The organism is Pantoea sp. X-Soil-TKNS-1279 (assembly GCF_059730565.1).
In genome coordinates this window covers 1231170-1245374 of the sequence record NZ_AP035948.1, presented here as the reverse complement: position 1 = coordinate 1245374, position 14205 = coordinate 1231170, and the positions used below count along the sequence as shown (strand labels likewise).

Sequence of the window (14205 nt, the reverse complement as noted above, 5' to 3'; positions counted from 1 at the left end):
TGTCCATGAATGATAGCCCGCAGAAAAGATCAATCTGGATGCGCATCCATATTGACCCACTTTTTATGCTGGTGATCCTCGGCTTGCTGACTTACAGCGCCATCGTTATCTGGAGTGCCAGTGGTCAGGACCCGGGCATGATGGAGCGTAAAATCGGCCAGATTGTCATGGGGCTGGTGATCATGATTGTGCTGGCCCAGGTCCCCCCCCGCGTTTACGAGAGTTGGGCACCCTATCTCTATATTGTTTGCGTCATCTTGCTGATTGCGGTGGATGCCTTTGGACAGATCAGTAAAGGGGCACAACGCTGGTTGGATCTGGGTGTGGTACGCTTTCAGCCCTCAGAGATCGCCAAAATCGCGGTGCCGTTGATGGTGGCACGCTTTATCAACCGCGATGTGTGTCCCCCAACCCTGAAGAATACCGGTATCGCTCTGATCCTGATTTTCGCCCCGACGCTGCTGGTCGCGGCGCAACCGGACCTCGGCACCTCAATTCTGGTCGCGGCTTCTGGTTTGTTCGTGTTGTTCCTGTCGGGCATGAGCTGGAAATTGATTGGCGTCGCCGTTGTACTGGTGGCAGCCTTCATCCCGGTGCTGTGGTTCTTCCTGATGCATGATTATCAGCGCGCACGCGTGATGATGTTGCTCAATCCGGAAAGCGATCCCCTGGGGGCCGGTTACCATATTATCCAGTCCAAAATTGCCATCGGCTCCGGTGGACTGCGCGGTAAAGGCTGGTTGCATGGCACCCAGTCACAGCTGGAGTTTTTACCGGAACGCCATACCGACTTTATTTTTGCCGTCCTGGCTGAAGAATTGGGGCTGGTTGGCGTATTGGTCCTGCTGGTGCTTTATTTGCTGCTGATTATGCGCGGATTAGTTATCGCTGCGCGGGCACAAACCACTTTTGGTCGCGTGATGGCTGGTGGTTTGATGTTGATTTTATTCGTTTATGTTTTCGTTAACATTGGTATGGTTAGTGGTATCTTACCGGTGGTTGGCGTACCGCTGCCCCTGGTCAGCTACGGCGGATCGGCATTGATTGTATTAATGGCCGGATTTGGCATTGTGATGTCGATCCATACTCATCGAAAAATGTTATCTAAAAGCGTTTAAGAGGCTGCACATGCGTAAGGACTGGCTTGGGATTGCTCTGGCATCATTGGTATTGGCTGCCTGTTCCTCCCAGGAGGAACCGCAGAATACCGCCCCACCACAACCGGCCTACAATGGCCCGGTGGTTGAAATTCCTGGGGTGGAACCACGCTATGAACCGATTAATCCGTCGACCAGTCAGGATTACAGCGTCAATGGCAAAAGCTATCGTATCGTTAAAAACCCCGCTAACTTCAGCGAAGTTGGTTTAGCCACCTCCTACGGTGATGAAGCCAAAGGCAATCGGACTGCGATCGGTGAAACTTTTGATCCTGACGCCATGACCGCCGCGCATCCAACTCTGCCGCTGCCAAGCTACGTGCGTGTTACTAACCTGGCGAATGGTCGCCAAATCGTCGTGCGCGTCAATGATCGCGGGCCATATACCCCAGGGCGCATTATCGACTTGTCACGCGCCGCCGCTGACCGTCTGAACATCTCGAACAATACCCGCGTTCGCGTTGACTATATCAATGTCGCACCGGATGGCACGCTGTCCGGTCCTGGCACCATCGGCACGACGGTAGCGAAGCAGAGCTACGCCTTGCCCGCTCGCCCAGAATTGGGTGGCGGTACGGTGATGATGGGCGGAAGCACCAGCGCAGTCAGCGCACCGCCCGCGCAGGATGTCCGTGCGGTCGATAACAACACCCTGCAAAGCAGTGACAACATGGGTGCGCCCGTTCACAGTAACGGTTTCCTTGGCGCACCTCAGCCACTAGCCAGTGGCGTGCTGGAAGGCAGCGAACCGCAACCGACGGTCGCAACACCGACCCCAGCCCCTGCTGCCGCGGCACCGGTAGCGGCCTCATCCGCACCGGCAAGCGCAGGCAGTTATGTGGTGCAGGTCGGCGCCCTCAATGATTCCGCCCGCGCGCACCAATTAGCCGCCAGCCTGGGTCACCGTTTTGGCGTACAGGGTTTCGTTGAAGCCAACGGTAACGTTTATCGCGTGCAACTGGGTGGCTTTAAAACCCGTACCGAAGCGGCAGCGCTGCAACAGCGTCTGAGCAACGAAGCACAAATGAGTTCTTTTATCACCACTTCCCGTAACGGAATGTGATAATACCCACCAGGCATAGTTATGCCTGGTTACAACAGTTTTGCAAAGCAAGATGCCGCCAGATCAGGTGTTTGCTATAGTAAGGCACTTTTTTCACTCTAAACCCACGGATGTTGTAGTCCTGAACATGAATACGCTGAAACCTTCTCGTTTTCTGAAACGCCTGACAGTGGGATCACTGGTCGCCCTCTCTCTCAGCCATGCCGCCTTCGCGGATGATGTAAACCTCAAAACCATGATTCCGGGCGTGCCGGACATTGATGCTGAAGCCTATGTGCTGATCGACTATAACTCGGGCAAAGTGCTGGCCGAGAAGAACGCCGATGCACGCCGCGACCCGGCCAGTCTCACCAAAATGATGACCAGCTATGTCATTGGTCAGGCGGTAAAAGCAGGCAAAATCCATCAGGATGACATCGTCACCGTGGGTAAAGATGCCTGGGCCACCGGCAACCCGGTGTTTAAAGGTTCTTCACTGATGTTCCTGAAACCGGGCGATCGCGTACCGGTTTCGCAGCTGACGCGCGGTATTGTGTTGCAATCCGGTAACGATGCTTGCGTGGCGATGGCGGATTATGTCGCCGGTAGCCAGGATGCGTTTGTTAACCTGATGAACAACTACGTTCAGGCGTTGGGTCTGAAAAACACCCACTTCCAGACCGTGCACGGCCTGGATGCAGACGGCCAGTACAGCTCAGCCCGCGATATGGCGCTGATTGGTCAGGCGCTGATTCGTGACGTACCCGATGAATACGCGGTTTACCACGAAAAAGAGTTCACCTTTAACAACATCCGTCAGTTGAACCGTAACGGCTTGCTGTGGGATACCAGCCTGAACGTTGACGGCATCAAAACCGGCCATACCGATGCGGCGGGTTATAACCTGGTGGCATCTGCCACCGAAGGCCAGATGCGTCTGATCTCTGCGGTGATGGGAGGTCATACCTACAAAGGCCGTGAAACCGAAAGCAAAAAGCTGCTGACCTGGGGCTTCCGTTTCTTTGAAACCGTCGCACCGTTGAAAGCCGGTAAAGAGTTTGCCTCCGAGCCGGTATGGTTCGGCAACAGCGATCGCGTCCAGCTTGGTGTGGAAAAAGATGCTTATCTGACCATTCCGCGTGGCCGTATGAAAGATCTGAAAGCCAGCTACGTGCTGAACAACACCGAGCTGCACGCACCGTTGCAGAAAAACCAGGTGGTGGGCAGCATCAACTTCCAGCTGGATGGTAAAACCATTGAACAGCGCCCGCTGGTGGTGCTGAACGAAGTCCAGGAAGGCGGTTTCATCAGTCGCATCATCGATTACATCAAACTGATGTTCCACCACTGGTTCGGCTAAGGCGCGATTGAAAAAACGCCACTTTGCCCCTATATAAGTTAATATTATTGCTCCCGCCCCGGCGGGAGCCTGTTTTTATGCACCGGAGTCAATATGAAAACCAAACTGAATGAACTGCTCGAATTCCCTACCCCCTTTACCTATAAAGTGATGGGTCTGGCGCAACCGGAGCTGGTTGATCAAGTGGTTGAAGTGGTGCAGCGTCATGCGCCTGGCGACTACAAGCCGGATGTGAAGCCGAGCAGCAAAGGCAATTATCACTCTGTTTCCATCACCATCATCGCCACCCACATTGAACAGGTTGAAACCCTGTACGAAGAACTGGGCAATATCGATATCGTACGTATGGTGTTGTAATGCTGACGCTGGCAAAGGGTTCTTTGCCAGCGTTATACTTTGCCTCTCACTTCTCTACCGGACTTCGTTTTGTCAGCCAATACGCTTCTTGTTCGTCAACTGGGTCAGCGCGACTGGCAACCCATTTCTGACGCCATGCACCGCTTTACCGATCAACGCGACAGTGACACCCCGGATGAAGTCTGGCTGGTGGAGCACAACCCGGTGTTTACTCAGGGTCAGGCAGGCAAAGCCGAACATTTGCTGATGCCCGGCGATATTCCCGTGGTACAGAGCGACCGTGGTGGTCAGGTGACGTATCACGGGCCAGGTCAGCAGGTGATGTATGTGCTGATTGATGTTAAACGTCGCAAACTAGGCGTTCGCCAGTTGGTGACGGCGCTGGAGGAGACGGTAGTGGCCACTCTCGGCGATTACGGCGTCACCGCGCACGCCCGCCCCGATGCACCCGGCGTATACGTTGGAGAAGAGAAGATTTGTTCGCTCGGTTTGCGCATCCGTAAGGGGTGCTCTTTCCACGGTCTGGCCCTGAATGTGGCGATGGATTTGGCCCCCTTCCTGCGTATCAACCCTTGTGGTTATGCCGGGATGCGCATGGCGCAATTGGGACAGTTTCAGCCCGGCGTGACCACCGCTGATGTGCAACCGCGCCTGGTGCAACACTTTGCCCGTTTGACGGGTTTTGCACAAAGTGAGTGGTTAAATGCCGATGTGCCGGGTTGACCTTGTCCGTCAGTGCGGATTTACAATTTTGTAACCTAACGGCATACACAGCGGCTGATTCCCGCGCTGCGAGATGATATAATTTTTGCAATTTTTTCAAATAAAGTTGAAAGCCTGGTTCTCAGTTTGAGTGAGGAAGCTTTCAAATCGCAATCCCGACCGGAACCTGCAGATTTATGAGTAAACCAATTCAGATGGAACGTGGCGTCAAGTATCGCGATGCCGACAAAATGGCGCTGATTCCGGTGAAAACCGTGGTCACCGAACGCGAGGAGATTCTGCGTAAGCCGGAGTGGATGAAGATCAAACTTCCTGCGGATTCCAGCCGTATTCAGGGCATCAAGGCTGCGATGCGTAAGAATGGCCTGCATTCGGTCTGTGAAGAGGCGTCCTGCCCTAACCTGGCAGAATGTTTTAACCACGGTACCGCTACCTTTATGATCCTTGGGGCTATCTGTACCCGTCGCTGCCCGTTCTGCGACGTGGCACATGGTCGCCCGAATGCCCCTGATGCCAACGAGCCGGTAAAACTGGCACAAACCATCGCCGATATGGCGCTGCGTTATGTGGTTATCACCTCAGTGGATCGCGATGACCTGCGCGATGGCGGTGCCCAGCACTTCGCCGACTGCATCAGTGCTATTCGCGAAAAAAGCCCGTCAATTAAGATTGAAACTCTGGTACCCGATTTCCGTGGTCGCATGGATCGTGCGCTGGAAATCCTTACCGCCACCCCACCGGATGTGTTCAACCACAATCTGGAAAACGTGCCACGCGTCTACCGTCAGGTGCGTCCGGGTGCGAACTACGAGTGGTCACTCAAGCTGCTGGAACGGTTTAAAGAAGCGCATCCGAACGTGCCGACCAAATCCGGTCTGATGGTCGGTCTGGGCGAAACCAATGCAGAAATCATTGAAGTGATGCGCGATCTGCGTCGTCATGGCGTCACCATGCTGACGCTGGGTCAGTATCTGCAACCAAGTCGTCACCACCTGCCAGTGCAGCGTTATGTCAGCCCGGCAGAGTTTGATGAGATGAAAGAAGAAGCGATGGCAATGGGCTTCACCCACGCGGCCTGTGGCCCGTTTGTGCGCTCCTCTTACCATGCAGACATGCAGGCTAAAGGATTGGAAGTGAAGTAAATTCGTAGCGGCGCGACACAAAACAAAAAACCAGACTGGCGACAGTCTGGTTTTTTTATAACGTAATAAATTTTTACACTTATTGACGTTAGCCGTAAAGATTACTCTTTATGGGTGACACGTTCTGCTGATGCTTCTTCAGCAGTGCTTTTGGTTGCGGTGGATTCATCATCTTTCATGGCTTTTTTGAAGCCTTTGATTGCGGAACCCAGATCGCCACCCAGTGAACGTAACTTGTTGGTGCCAAAGAGCAGTACGATGAGAGCACCGATGATCAGCAGTTTGGCAATACTGATACCTTCCATAATTAACCTTTCAACCTTAGCGAAAAACGGTGACTGTTATTTACGCGCAGAAAGCTTAGCGGCTCAACTGCAATCTGTAACAGATTAAGATCAGGACGGCACACATTTGTAGCGGCGCGATTTATCGCGCAATAAATCGTACACCGGATATTGCGCGATAAATCGCACCGCTACAGGGTGTCCCCAATCCTTGATCAGATAAAACGGCTCAAAAACGCCTGGGTACGAGGGTGCTGCGGATTACCTATCACTTGCTCCGGGCTGCCCTGCTCCACCACCACGCCACCGTCCATAAATACTACCCGGTCAGCGGCTTCACGAGCAAAGCCAATTTCATGGGTGACGACAATCATCGTCAGCCCCTGATCCGCCAGCGTGCGCATGGTTGCCAGTACTTCACCCACCAGCTCAGGATCAAGTGCCGAGGTGGGTTCATCAAACAGCATCAGCGCGGGTTTGATTGCCAACGCACGGGCAATCGCCACACGCTGTTGCTGACCACCCGACAGATGGCGCGGCCAGGCATCGGCTTTATCACTTAACCCCACGGTAGCCAGCAACTCGCGGGCATGCTGTAATGCTTGCTGACGCGGAAACTTGTGCACGCCAATCGGCGCTTCAATGATGTTCTGCAACACCGTCATATGTGGGTAAAGATTGAACTGCTGAAACACCATGCCAATCTTCTGGCGCTGGTGGGCAATCTTGCGTGGCGACAGGCGATGCAAAATGCCTTTCTTCAGCTCATAGCCAATTTGTTCCTCACCGACCATGATTGAACCGGCGTTCATATCTTCCAGATGATTAATGCAGCGCAGAAAGGTCGATTTACCCGAACCCGACGGCCCGAGGATCACCACCACTTCCCCCGGAAACACATCGAGGTCGATGCCCTTCAGCACCTCATTGTCACCATAACTTTTCTGCACATTGCGGGCGCGCACCAGCGGCTGAACGTGACTCATACATCCTCCTTCTGCACCAGGGCACCACGACCGATATCCTCGCCCTGTGCGCGGCGTTTGGGCGCGACCACCGTGCGTTTGGTTCCGCGAGCATAGTAACGTTCGATCGCCGACTGACCGACATTCAGAATCGAGGTGATGATCAGATACCAAATCACCGCCACCATCAGCATCGGAATGATTTCAAAGGTACGGTTGTACACCGCCTGCACCGAATAAAGCAGATCGCCCATCGCAATCACGCTCACCAGTGAGGTAGCTTTGATCATGCTGATTAGCTGGTTGCCGGTCGGTGGAATGATGGAACGCATCGCCTGCGGAATAATGATGCGACGCAGTGCCCGCGTCCGGCTCATACCAAAGGCCTGGGTGGTTTCCACCTGACCGTTATCCACCGACAGTAAACCAGCACGAATGATCTCCGCCATATAGGCCGCTTCGTTCAATGCCAGCCCGGCAATCGCTGCGGTTAACGGGGTGATCAGATCATTGGTGTTCCAGCTGGCAAAGGTAATCCCGGTCCAGGGAACGGTAATCGACAGCGTCGGGAACAACGTTGACAGGTTGTACCAAAAGATCAATTGCACCAGCAACGGCGTACCGCGGAAAAACCAGATGTAGAGCGATGAGATGCCGCTTAACAGTTTGTTCTCCGACAGACGCCACACCGCCAACAGCAGACCCAACAACGTGCCGAGGATCATCGACACCACCGTCAGTCCAAGCGTGACCTGCAACCCCTTCAATACCGAGGCTTCCGTGAACCATTTCAACACCACGGACCACTCAAAGTTTGGGTTGGTCGCCACCAGCCAGAGAAAGTTGGAGGCGATCACCAGCACCACAATCCATGAGACCCAGCGTCCATATGTGGGCGCGCTGCGGGCAAAAGCCACGTCGCGCTGCTGCACGTCGGCCTTATCCCTGGCTCGCGAATCGTTGGTGTTCAAACTCATTTTGCCGCCCCTTTCGCCAGGTTACGCCCCGGTGCCTGCAACATGTTTCCGTCCAGCTTCCACTTCTTCATGATGGCTGCATAAGTCCCGTTGCTGAACAGCTCCTTATAGGCATCCAGCACCACGTTACCTAACTCAGAACCTTTCGGCACAACGGTGCCCTGGAAGATATCGCCAAAGCCGTTTTTCTGGCCTTTGCCGGACAACTCCAACTGACCATTCGCCTGCTCAACGAAGTACGTCAGCGGTGCCTGTGATGAGAAGAAGGCATCAGAACGTTTTGAACGCACAGCAAGGATCGAAGAAGGCTGATCGGTAAAGGATTGCACCACAACCGCCGGTTTACCCGCCGCCACACAGGCATCGGATTGCTTGCGGATCACCTGTTCAGCAGACCCCGCCGCCATCACCGCGATACGCTTGCCGCAGGTATCCTCCAGACCATTGATCTTCGCCGGGTTACCTTTCTGCACGCCGAACACCACAAACTCCTGCACAAAATCGATAAAGTCGACTTTTTCCTGGCGGTCCGGGTAATCGCCAATCGGACCAATCGCCAGTTGGTAACGACCAGAGTTAATCCCGGTCAGCACGCCAGACAGGCCGCTGACGGTCGCATGTTCGATTTTCACCCCGAGCAATTGACCCAGCGCGTTGGCAAGATCGGCAGATGCACCGTCCATTGAGTGCGGGCCATTGACGATCTCATACGGAGGAAAAGATCCGTTATTCACGGCGATCATTTTGCCCGCGCTTTTAATCTCAGCAGGCAGACGGTCATGCAGCGCCTGATCCACTTTTTGGCTTGGAATAGCGTCAGCAGCCTGGGCGAAGGATGCCGTCAGCCCTAAAGCCAGCGCGATTGCGGTTGTGATTTTTTTCATGCTCGAGTTTCCCAGTGCTGTCAGTGTGTATTCAATTCAGGTCGGGCAAAACGGCGGTTCTCAAGAACCGGCAAAACGCTGCGTGCGTAAGCGATACGTTGTGGATCGAGGTCGGCGAACACCAATGCCGCTGATTCAGGCGCTTTCGCAATCGCCACGCCGAGTGGGTCAATCACCAGGCTGTTACCGATATTGCGCGGGCCACATTCGCCTACCGCTACCATGTAGCAGGTGTTCTCTAGCGCGCGGGCAGTGGTCAGCAGCTCCCAATGCATCTCCTTCAGTGGCCCTTTCACCCAGGCAGCGGGCAGCACAAGTACATCAGCACCATCCAGCACCAGGCGGCGTGCCAGCTCCGGGAAGCGCACGTCATAACAGGTCATCAGGCCCACTTTCATACCGGCAACCTCAACCAGCGGCGGTATGACATGACCAGGATTGACGCGTTGTGACTCCTGCATGGCAAAAGCATCGTAAAGGTGGAGTTTTTCGTATTCGGCAATGATTTCACCATTGCGGATAGCAATCAGCACGTTCAGCGCTTTCTGTCCTTCAGTCGGGACATGCACGCTCATCATGGTCGTCAGATTATTGCCTTTACTGGCGGCCAGCAGTTGTGTGACAAACGGACCATCCAGCGGTTGCGCCGCTTTCAGTACCAGATCCGGGTCGGCGATATCACGCGCCAGCACACCTTCCGGCAGCACCAGCAAATCCGCGCCACCCGCCAACGCTTTGTTCATCAAACCAATGCAAATATCGGTGTTTTCCTGCCATTCGCGGCTGACCGCAAATTGTCCCATCGCAACTTTCATCATCACTCCCCCTGAGCCGCCGCCGGGAAAATCGCTTCCGGCGTCAGCAATGTTTTGGTCAAGCCCTGTTCGAACAGCTCACTGGCGAAATCCGCAATCATCTTTTTGTTAGCGGTAAATCCGTTTTGATTCCAGTCGGCCGGTAATTCCTGCGCGGTACGTCGCAAATCATCCAGTAACCACGGCGTGGTGTCGGCATATTTCTCGCGTTTCTTCATCCACAGCTGGTACGAACGATCGATAATCTTACTCAATGCCTGCGGCAGCCACGGATGTTCCGCTGCCAGCGCCGGTTTCATTGCCAGAATATGGATCCCCGGGACATAGCCCACACGATTGAAGTAATCACGCTCGGCGCTGGCAAAATCCGGCTGCAACTGGCGCAGGCCCGATCCCGGCAGGAAGAAACCTTCCGGCATAAAGGGGGTGAAGACGGCATCCAGCTCACCGGATTTCAGCAGTTCAATCAGAGGACGTTCACCCGGAGCCACTTCAATGCGTCCCGGACGCCCAAAACCTGCCAGACGATCAACAATCGGATGATCCGCCGTCAGACGGCCCGCAAACCAGTATGCGTCATCAATGCCGACCCCGGCTTCGCGCAGTACGGTGCGTGTCCAGGTATTGCCGGAGTCCTGCCAGCCGGTGACACCAATCTTCTTCCCTTTCAGCTGGGCTGGCGTCGTGATCGGGCTATCCGCCGTGGTGATGATGCAGCGCTGACGGAAGCCACGCATCAGAAAATGGGGCAGACCAAGCAGCGAAGTATCGCCTTTGGCACGCGCCTGGGCATAACGGCTGAACGAGACTTCACCCGCGTCATATTTTTCGCTGGTGCCAAGGTTATCAACCAGCGTACCGACGCGGTCAATTTCCAGCTGAAATCCTTCCGGCTTGATGTCGCCGAGTGCCAGCGGTGTGAAGTAATCCCAGTCACGAACCGCCAGTCTGATGGTTACCATATTCGTCGTTTCCCCGTGTGCAGCCACGCTGCGTTTAGTTATTCAGCAAATAGTGCTTGAATTTGATACTAAATCGGGAATACTAATCTGAACAATAAATACTTTGTTACTGAACAAAGGTTTTTCTTATGACGCAAACGGTAGATATCGACTGGTTCAGCGCGCAAATTACCGATGCGTCGGTAAAGGGCATCACGCTCACCGCTTCCACCTTAATTCGCGATGGTCAGATTGCCGTAGGCATGCAAATGCCCGCGGTGCGCGAGCTGGCGGAACTGCTGGGAGTGAGCCCGGCGACGGTCTCGGCAGCCTGGTCACAGTTAAAAAAACAAAAAGTGCTGGCGGGTAAAGGGCGTAGCGGCGTCTGGGTGTGCGGTAATACGGTGATGCCGCGACCGATTCGCTTTGAGAAAATCGGCAACTACGGCGATAACATTCAGGCAGATTTGGCGATGGCCTCCCCCGATCCGGCGCTGTTGCCGAATCTGCATGCGGCGATGCTGGCGGGCATTCAATCACCCCAGTTGAATAGTTACCATCGTGAAGCCATTTCACCGCAGTTGCTGGCAGCGATTAAGCCGCGCTGGCCCTACCCGGCGGAGTCATGGCTGGCGACGGATGGCGGTTTTGATGCCATGAATGTCATCGTGCAGACGCTGCTGTCGCCTGGCGACAGGGTGGTGCTCGAAGATCCCACCGCAACCCGTTTGCTGGATATGCTGGATAACATTGGCGCAGAAATTCTGCCGCTGCCGTGCGATGAACAGGGCCCCATCCCTTCTGCCTTAGCCGCACACCTGCATAAATCCCCGGCGATGTTTATCTACCAACCCCGCACCCATTCGACCACCGGGCATACCGTGACGCAGCAACGCAGCGCTGAACTCGCGCGCGTGTTAGCCAATAGCAAAACGCTGATCGTTGAGGATGACGGGATTGGTGATCTGTCATGCTGGCCGGTGTGGAGCCTGGGTTTCCACTTTCCTGAACGCGTGGTGCATGTGCATTCGTTTTCCAAAGCCTATGGCCCGGATTTGCGACTGGCCGTACTCTCCGCCCCCGGAGAACTGGTGAAGCGTATTCAGGCCTGGCGTAACTTCGGCGTCAGTTGGACCAGCCGAATTTTGCAGGATGCGGTGGCGTGGATGCTGACAGACACCACCACCCAGCAGCAAGTGGCGCAGGCGAAAACAATCTATCGTGAACGTCGTCAGCAGTTGTTGAACGCCCTGCTGGCACGCGGGCTGGCGCTGACCGATCGCGATGGCCTGAGTCTGTATATTCCGGTAGCGTCAGAACAATATGCCATGATTACGCTGGCGGCCCGAGGAATCGCCGCCGTGCCAGGTGAACGTTACAGTATCAATGCCGAACAGTTTATCCGCGTCAGCACTGCCATGTTCCCTTTGCAACAACTTGACAGTATTGCTGACGCGCTGGTGATTGCATCCGGACGGGAAATTAACCTTAACCCAGATCTTTGATGTGATAGCGTGGGGATTCGACATAACCTTCACGCGCGTAAAACTGGTTAGCTTTCAGGCGTGATGCGTGGCAGTGCACCTCCATCCGGTCGCAGCCGCGTTCACGCGCCAGTTGTTCGGCATAGTTAAGCAATTGCTGACCACTCCCCTTACTGCGCTCACCTTCCGCGATACAAAAGTAGCTGATACGGGCGAAATCGCCGGCCAGCGCCAGTTGCGGAATGAAATGAAGCGAGAGAAATCCGAGGACCTGCGTACCATGCTCCGCCACCAGCAAGACTTCATCCGGATGGCTGGAAAGCTGTGCTAAACGTGAATCAATAAACTCTTCCGTACCTGCGTAACCCAGTTCAGTGAGCAGGGCACTCAGAGCAAAACTGTCTTTCGCCTGTGCCTGACGTATGTTCATCCAGCCTCCTCATTAATCCATTTCCAGCTGTTATATAGCGTTGCCAGCAAAAAAGCTGCAAGTAAGGATTGTTATGGGAATGTTACGAAAATTATCTGTGAGTTACCCCGCAGATCGTGCCCTATCATGCGCCTGTCATCAGGGCTTAAGGATGCGTTAATATTGCTTTGCCATCCTGACCTGGAGCTTACAGGAGGCAGAAATCATGAAGAGTATGAAACCCCGTACAATGGATGAAATGCTGGCAATCACCATCAGCAGTTTCGCCATCATTGCCTGGGCCATTATTTGGTGGCAGGCATAAAAAAACCCGCCAGAAGGCGGGTTTTTAGAATTCTGCGTGTTAACTTACAGGCTGATAACGTTAGCAGCAGATGGGCCTTTAGCGCCGTCGGTGATTTCAAACTCAACGCGCTGACCTTCAGCCAGAGTTTTGAAGCCGTTGCTCTGGATAGCAGAGAAGTGTACGAATACATCTTTGCTGCCATCTTCAGGAGTAATGAAACCGAATCCTTTAGATTCATTAAACCACTTAACGTTACCTTTGATCTTGGACATCTATATTACCTTTACATGAAAAATGGACACTAAACTGTGTCGGCGCCTAGTACAGCAATTGCGGTGACATTTGTCCAGTGCGAATTGATGAAAAAGTGATAAATATCGCCTTTTTCGTCAGCCTTTACACTTTTCATCCGTCTTCCCAGGTCAGAACTGAAATCTCAACCAGGCAAAATAGACATTTCCATTGTTGTAAGTACCTGGAATATAAGTCATTTGAAAGGTAACAGGCCCATATCCCACTGAAGCCATCGGCAACAAAACCGGAATCGGGATATAGTTCCAGTTATCCCTGGCCGTTACACCGGCCGTGAAGCCTGCGCCAAAGTGAAAATTATCATCCCTCAGAGGACGCCATGTAGCTTCCCAACCGTATCCGCCGATCGGTTCCCATTTGTTAAATGAGTCCTTAAACGCCATCAGGTAGAGGCCATGCCAGTTCCCTTTGTCATCCCAACGAGAGATACCACCGCCAGCGCCCCAGGGCCGCTCATTGTACCTGTCGATATGTTCCTGATCATAGGTCCAGCGGTTATGCCAGGTAATGGCAGGCAAGTAGAAGTCATAGTTTTGTGGCTGCGACCATGTCTGGGCCACATTGTCAGTGAAAGTATTCCAGCCAGACTTGATAGCCTGCGTGGTGGTGTCAGCCTGAGCAGAAGAAACGCCCGCAACGATCAAAAAACAGCCGGCAAAGGCTGTAGAAACGTACCGAATCACAACAATCATTCCTGTAACACAATTCTTATGATGGCAAGACATCAGGCACTTATCTGAAATCTGCCCAAAATTAATGCTATCACCTGAAAAGCATAATAAAAATGGACCTGATACTCTTCAGGCATTATCTGGATTGATCCAGGGATCGTCTGCATGGTCAGACGCATGAAGGGTGCATGTTACCGATAATGCGATGAGATAACTGGAACAAGAGATAAACGAAACCGGCATTATCACCATTGATAAAATGTGCACTCCTGCTCTGTTGGCAATTGCTTAAAATTGCTTAATTTTCAGCAAGCTGGATTTGATTGTTGATAACGTAAATAAATTAACGAAATTTATTGTTTGAACTGATGCGGG

General features: G+C 53.5%; 16 protein-coding genes. 7 read left to right on the top strand and 9 right to left on the bottom strand.

Going from position 1 to position 14205, the window contains the following annotated elements:
• Nucleotides 1-5 precede the first annotated feature (5 nt).
• The 6 genes from mrdB (at nt 6) to lipA (ending at nt 5781) form a co-directional block, all read left to right on the top strand.
• Entirely contained in the window at nt 6-1118 is a 1113-nt protein-coding gene (mrdB, locus tag AC6I8N_RS05740; RefSeq protein WP_036624753.1) for a peptidoglycan glycosyltransferase MrdB, read from the top strand.
• A 10-nt stretch (nt 1119-1128) separates the two neighbouring features.
• Nucleotides 1129-2220, top strand: coding sequence for an endolytic peptidoglycan transglycosylase RlpA (gene rlpA, locus AC6I8N_RS05735; RefSeq protein ID WP_021182365.1), 1092 nt, complete (start codon nt 1129-1131; stop codon nt 2218-2220).
• Between the two features lie 127 nt (nt 2221-2347).
• Nucleotides 2348-3559, top strand: a complete 1212-nt coding sequence (gene dacA, locus AC6I8N_RS05730; RefSeq protein ID WP_021182364.1) for a D-alanyl-D-alanine carboxypeptidase DacA — start codon at nt 2348-2350, stop codon at nt 3557-3559.
• A 93-nt stretch (nt 3560-3652) separates the two neighbouring features.
• Complete coding sequence (gene ybeD / locus AC6I8N_RS05725; protein WP_013508247.1) at nt 3653-3916, top strand: DUF493 family protein YbeD; 264 nt, start codon at nt 3653-3655, stop codon at nt 3914-3916.
• Nucleotides 3917-3985: 69 nt separating this feature from the next.
• Nucleotides 3986-4639 (top strand): lipoyl(octanoyl) transferase LipB, encoded by a 654-nt coding sequence (gene lipB / locus AC6I8N_RS05720; protein WP_021182363.1) that lies wholly within the window; start codon nt 3986-3988, stop codon nt 4637-4639.
• A gap of 176 nt (nt 4640-4815) precedes the next feature.
• A complete protein-coding gene (gene lipA, locus AC6I8N_RS05715; RefSeq protein ID WP_021182362.1) occupies nt 4816-5781 on the top strand; it encodes a lipoyl synthase in 966 nt (321 codons plus the stop codon).
• 101 nt (nt 5782-5882) lie between these two features.
• On the opposite strand, the gene tatE is transcribed toward lipA, so the two are convergent.
• From tatE to AC6I8N_RS05685, 6 genes are all read right to left on the bottom strand, one after another.
• Nucleotides 5883-6086, bottom strand: a complete 204-nt coding sequence (gene tatE, locus AC6I8N_RS05710) for a twin-arginine translocase subunit TatE (protein WP_497830237.1) — start codon at nt 6084-6086, stop codon at nt 5883-5885.
• 194 nt (nt 6087-6280) lie between these two features.
• Nucleotides 6281-7051, bottom strand: coding sequence for an amino acid ABC transporter ATP-binding protein (locus AC6I8N_RS05705; RefSeq protein ID WP_021182360.1), 771 nt, complete (start codon nt 7049-7051; stop codon nt 6281-6283).
• Entirely contained in the window at nt 7048-8007 is a 960-nt protein-coding gene (locus AC6I8N_RS05700; RefSeq protein WP_497830236.1) for an amino acid ABC transporter permease, read from the bottom strand. The genes AC6I8N_RS05705 and AC6I8N_RS05700 overlap by 4 nt, the downstream gene beginning before the upstream one ends.
• Nucleotides 8004-8891: an ABC transporter substrate-binding protein gene (locus AC6I8N_RS05695; protein ID WP_021182358.1), complete on the bottom strand. Its 888-nt coding sequence runs from the start codon at nt 8889-8891 to the stop codon at nt 8004-8006. Before AC6I8N_RS05695 ends, AC6I8N_RS05700 begins: the two co-directional genes overlap by 4 nt.
• A 20-nt stretch (nt 8892-8911) precedes the next feature.
• On the bottom strand, nt 8912-9706 hold the full coding sequence (locus AC6I8N_RS05690) for a deaminated glutathione amidase (RefSeq protein ID WP_013508240.1): 795 nt from the start codon (nt 9704-9706) through the stop codon (nt 8912-8914).
• 2 nt (nt 9707-9708) lie between these two features.
• Complete coding sequence (locus tag AC6I8N_RS05685) at nt 9709-10668, bottom strand: ABC transporter substrate-binding protein (RefSeq protein WP_497830235.1); 960 nt, start codon at nt 10666-10668, stop codon at nt 9709-9711.
• A gap of 128 nt (nt 10669-10796) precedes the next feature.
• Here AC6I8N_RS05685 and AC6I8N_RS05680 point away from each other — a divergent pair, with 128 nt between their 5' ends.
• Entirely contained in the window at nt 10797-12152 is a 1356-nt protein-coding gene (locus AC6I8N_RS05680) for an aminotransferase-like domain-containing protein (protein WP_497830234.1), read from the top strand.
• On the opposite strand, the gene AC6I8N_RS05675 is transcribed toward AC6I8N_RS05680, so the two are convergent.
• The 3 genes from AC6I8N_RS05675 to pagP all read right to left on the bottom strand — a co-directional run bounded on the left by AC6I8N_RS05675 (nt 12136) and on the right by pagP (nt 13851).
• On the bottom strand, nt 12136-12561 hold the full coding sequence (locus tag AC6I8N_RS05675; protein WP_021182355.1) for a GNAT family N-acetyltransferase: 426 nt from the start codon (nt 12559-12561) through the stop codon (nt 12136-12138). The two genes, AC6I8N_RS05680 and AC6I8N_RS05675, sit on opposite strands and share 17 nt — an antisense overlap.
• A gap of 348 nt (nt 12562-12909) precedes the next feature.
• Nucleotides 12910-13119, bottom strand: coding sequence for a transcription antiterminator/RNA stability regulator CspE (cspE, locus tag AC6I8N_RS05670; RefSeq protein ID WP_006118399.1), 210 nt, complete (start codon nt 13117-13119; stop codon nt 12910-12912).
• Between the two features lie 150 nt (nt 13120-13269).
• The gene (gene pagP / locus AC6I8N_RS05665; protein ID WP_497830233.1) at nt 13270-13851 is read right to left on the bottom strand and encodes a lipid IV(A) palmitoyltransferase PagP; all 582 of its coding nucleotides are present in this window, start codon (nt 13849-13851) and stop codon (nt 13270-13272) included.
• Nucleotides 13852-14205: the final 354 nt, after the last annotated feature.

Coding starts and splice junctions, on each gene's coding strand:
- AC6I8N_RS05700 (WP_497830236.1), bottom strand. CDS start 8,007: ATGAGTTTGAACACCAACGATTCGCGAGCCAGGGATAAGGCCGACGTG.
- tatE (WP_497830237.1), bottom strand. CDS start 6,086: ATGGAAGGTATCAGTATTGCCAAACTGCTGATCATCGGTGCTCTCATC.
- AC6I8N_RS05705 (WP_021182360.1), bottom strand. CDS start 7,051: ATGAGTCACGTTCAGCCGCTGGTGCGCGCCCGCAATGTGCAGAAAAGT.
- dacA (WP_021182364.1), top strand. CDS start 2,348: ATGAATACGCTGAAACCTTCTCGTTTTCTGAAACGCCTGACAGTGGGA.
- AC6I8N_RS05685 (WP_497830235.1), bottom strand. CDS start 10,668: ATGGTAACCATCAGACTGGCGGTTCGTGACTGGGATTACTTCACACCG.
- pagP (WP_497830233.1), bottom strand. CDS start 13,851: ATGATTGTTGTGATTCGGTACGTTTCTACAGCCTTTGCCGGCTGTTTT.
- AC6I8N_RS05695 (WP_021182358.1), bottom strand. CDS start 8,891: ATGAAAAAAATCACAACCGCAATCGCGCTGGCTTTAGGGCTGACGGCA.
- AC6I8N_RS05675 (WP_021182355.1), bottom strand. CDS start 12,561: ATGAACATACGTCAGGCACAGGCGAAAGACAGTTTTGCTCTGAGTGCC.
- AC6I8N_RS05690 (WP_013508240.1), bottom strand. CDS start 9,706: ATGAAAGTTGCGATGGGACAATTTGCGGTCAGCCGCGAATGGCAGGAA.
- AC6I8N_RS05680 (WP_497830234.1), top strand. CDS start 10,797: ATGACGCAAACGGTAGATATCGACTGGTTCAGCGCGCAAATTACCGAT.
- ybeD (WP_013508247.1), top strand. CDS start 3,653: ATGAAAACCAAACTGAATGAACTGCTCGAATTCCCTACCCCCTTTACC.
- lipA (WP_021182362.1), top strand. CDS start 4,816: ATGAGTAAACCAATTCAGATGGAACGTGGCGTCAAGTATCGCGATGCC.
- mrdB (WP_036624753.1), top strand. CDS start 6: ATGAATGATAGCCCGCAGAAAAGATCAATCTGGATGCGCATCCATATT.
- rlpA (WP_021182365.1), top strand. CDS start 1,129: ATGCGTAAGGACTGGCTTGGGATTGCTCTGGCATCATTGGTATTGGCT.
- cspE (WP_006118399.1), bottom strand. CDS start 13,119: ATGTCCAAGATCAAAGGTAACGTTAAGTGGTTTAATGAATCTAAAGGA.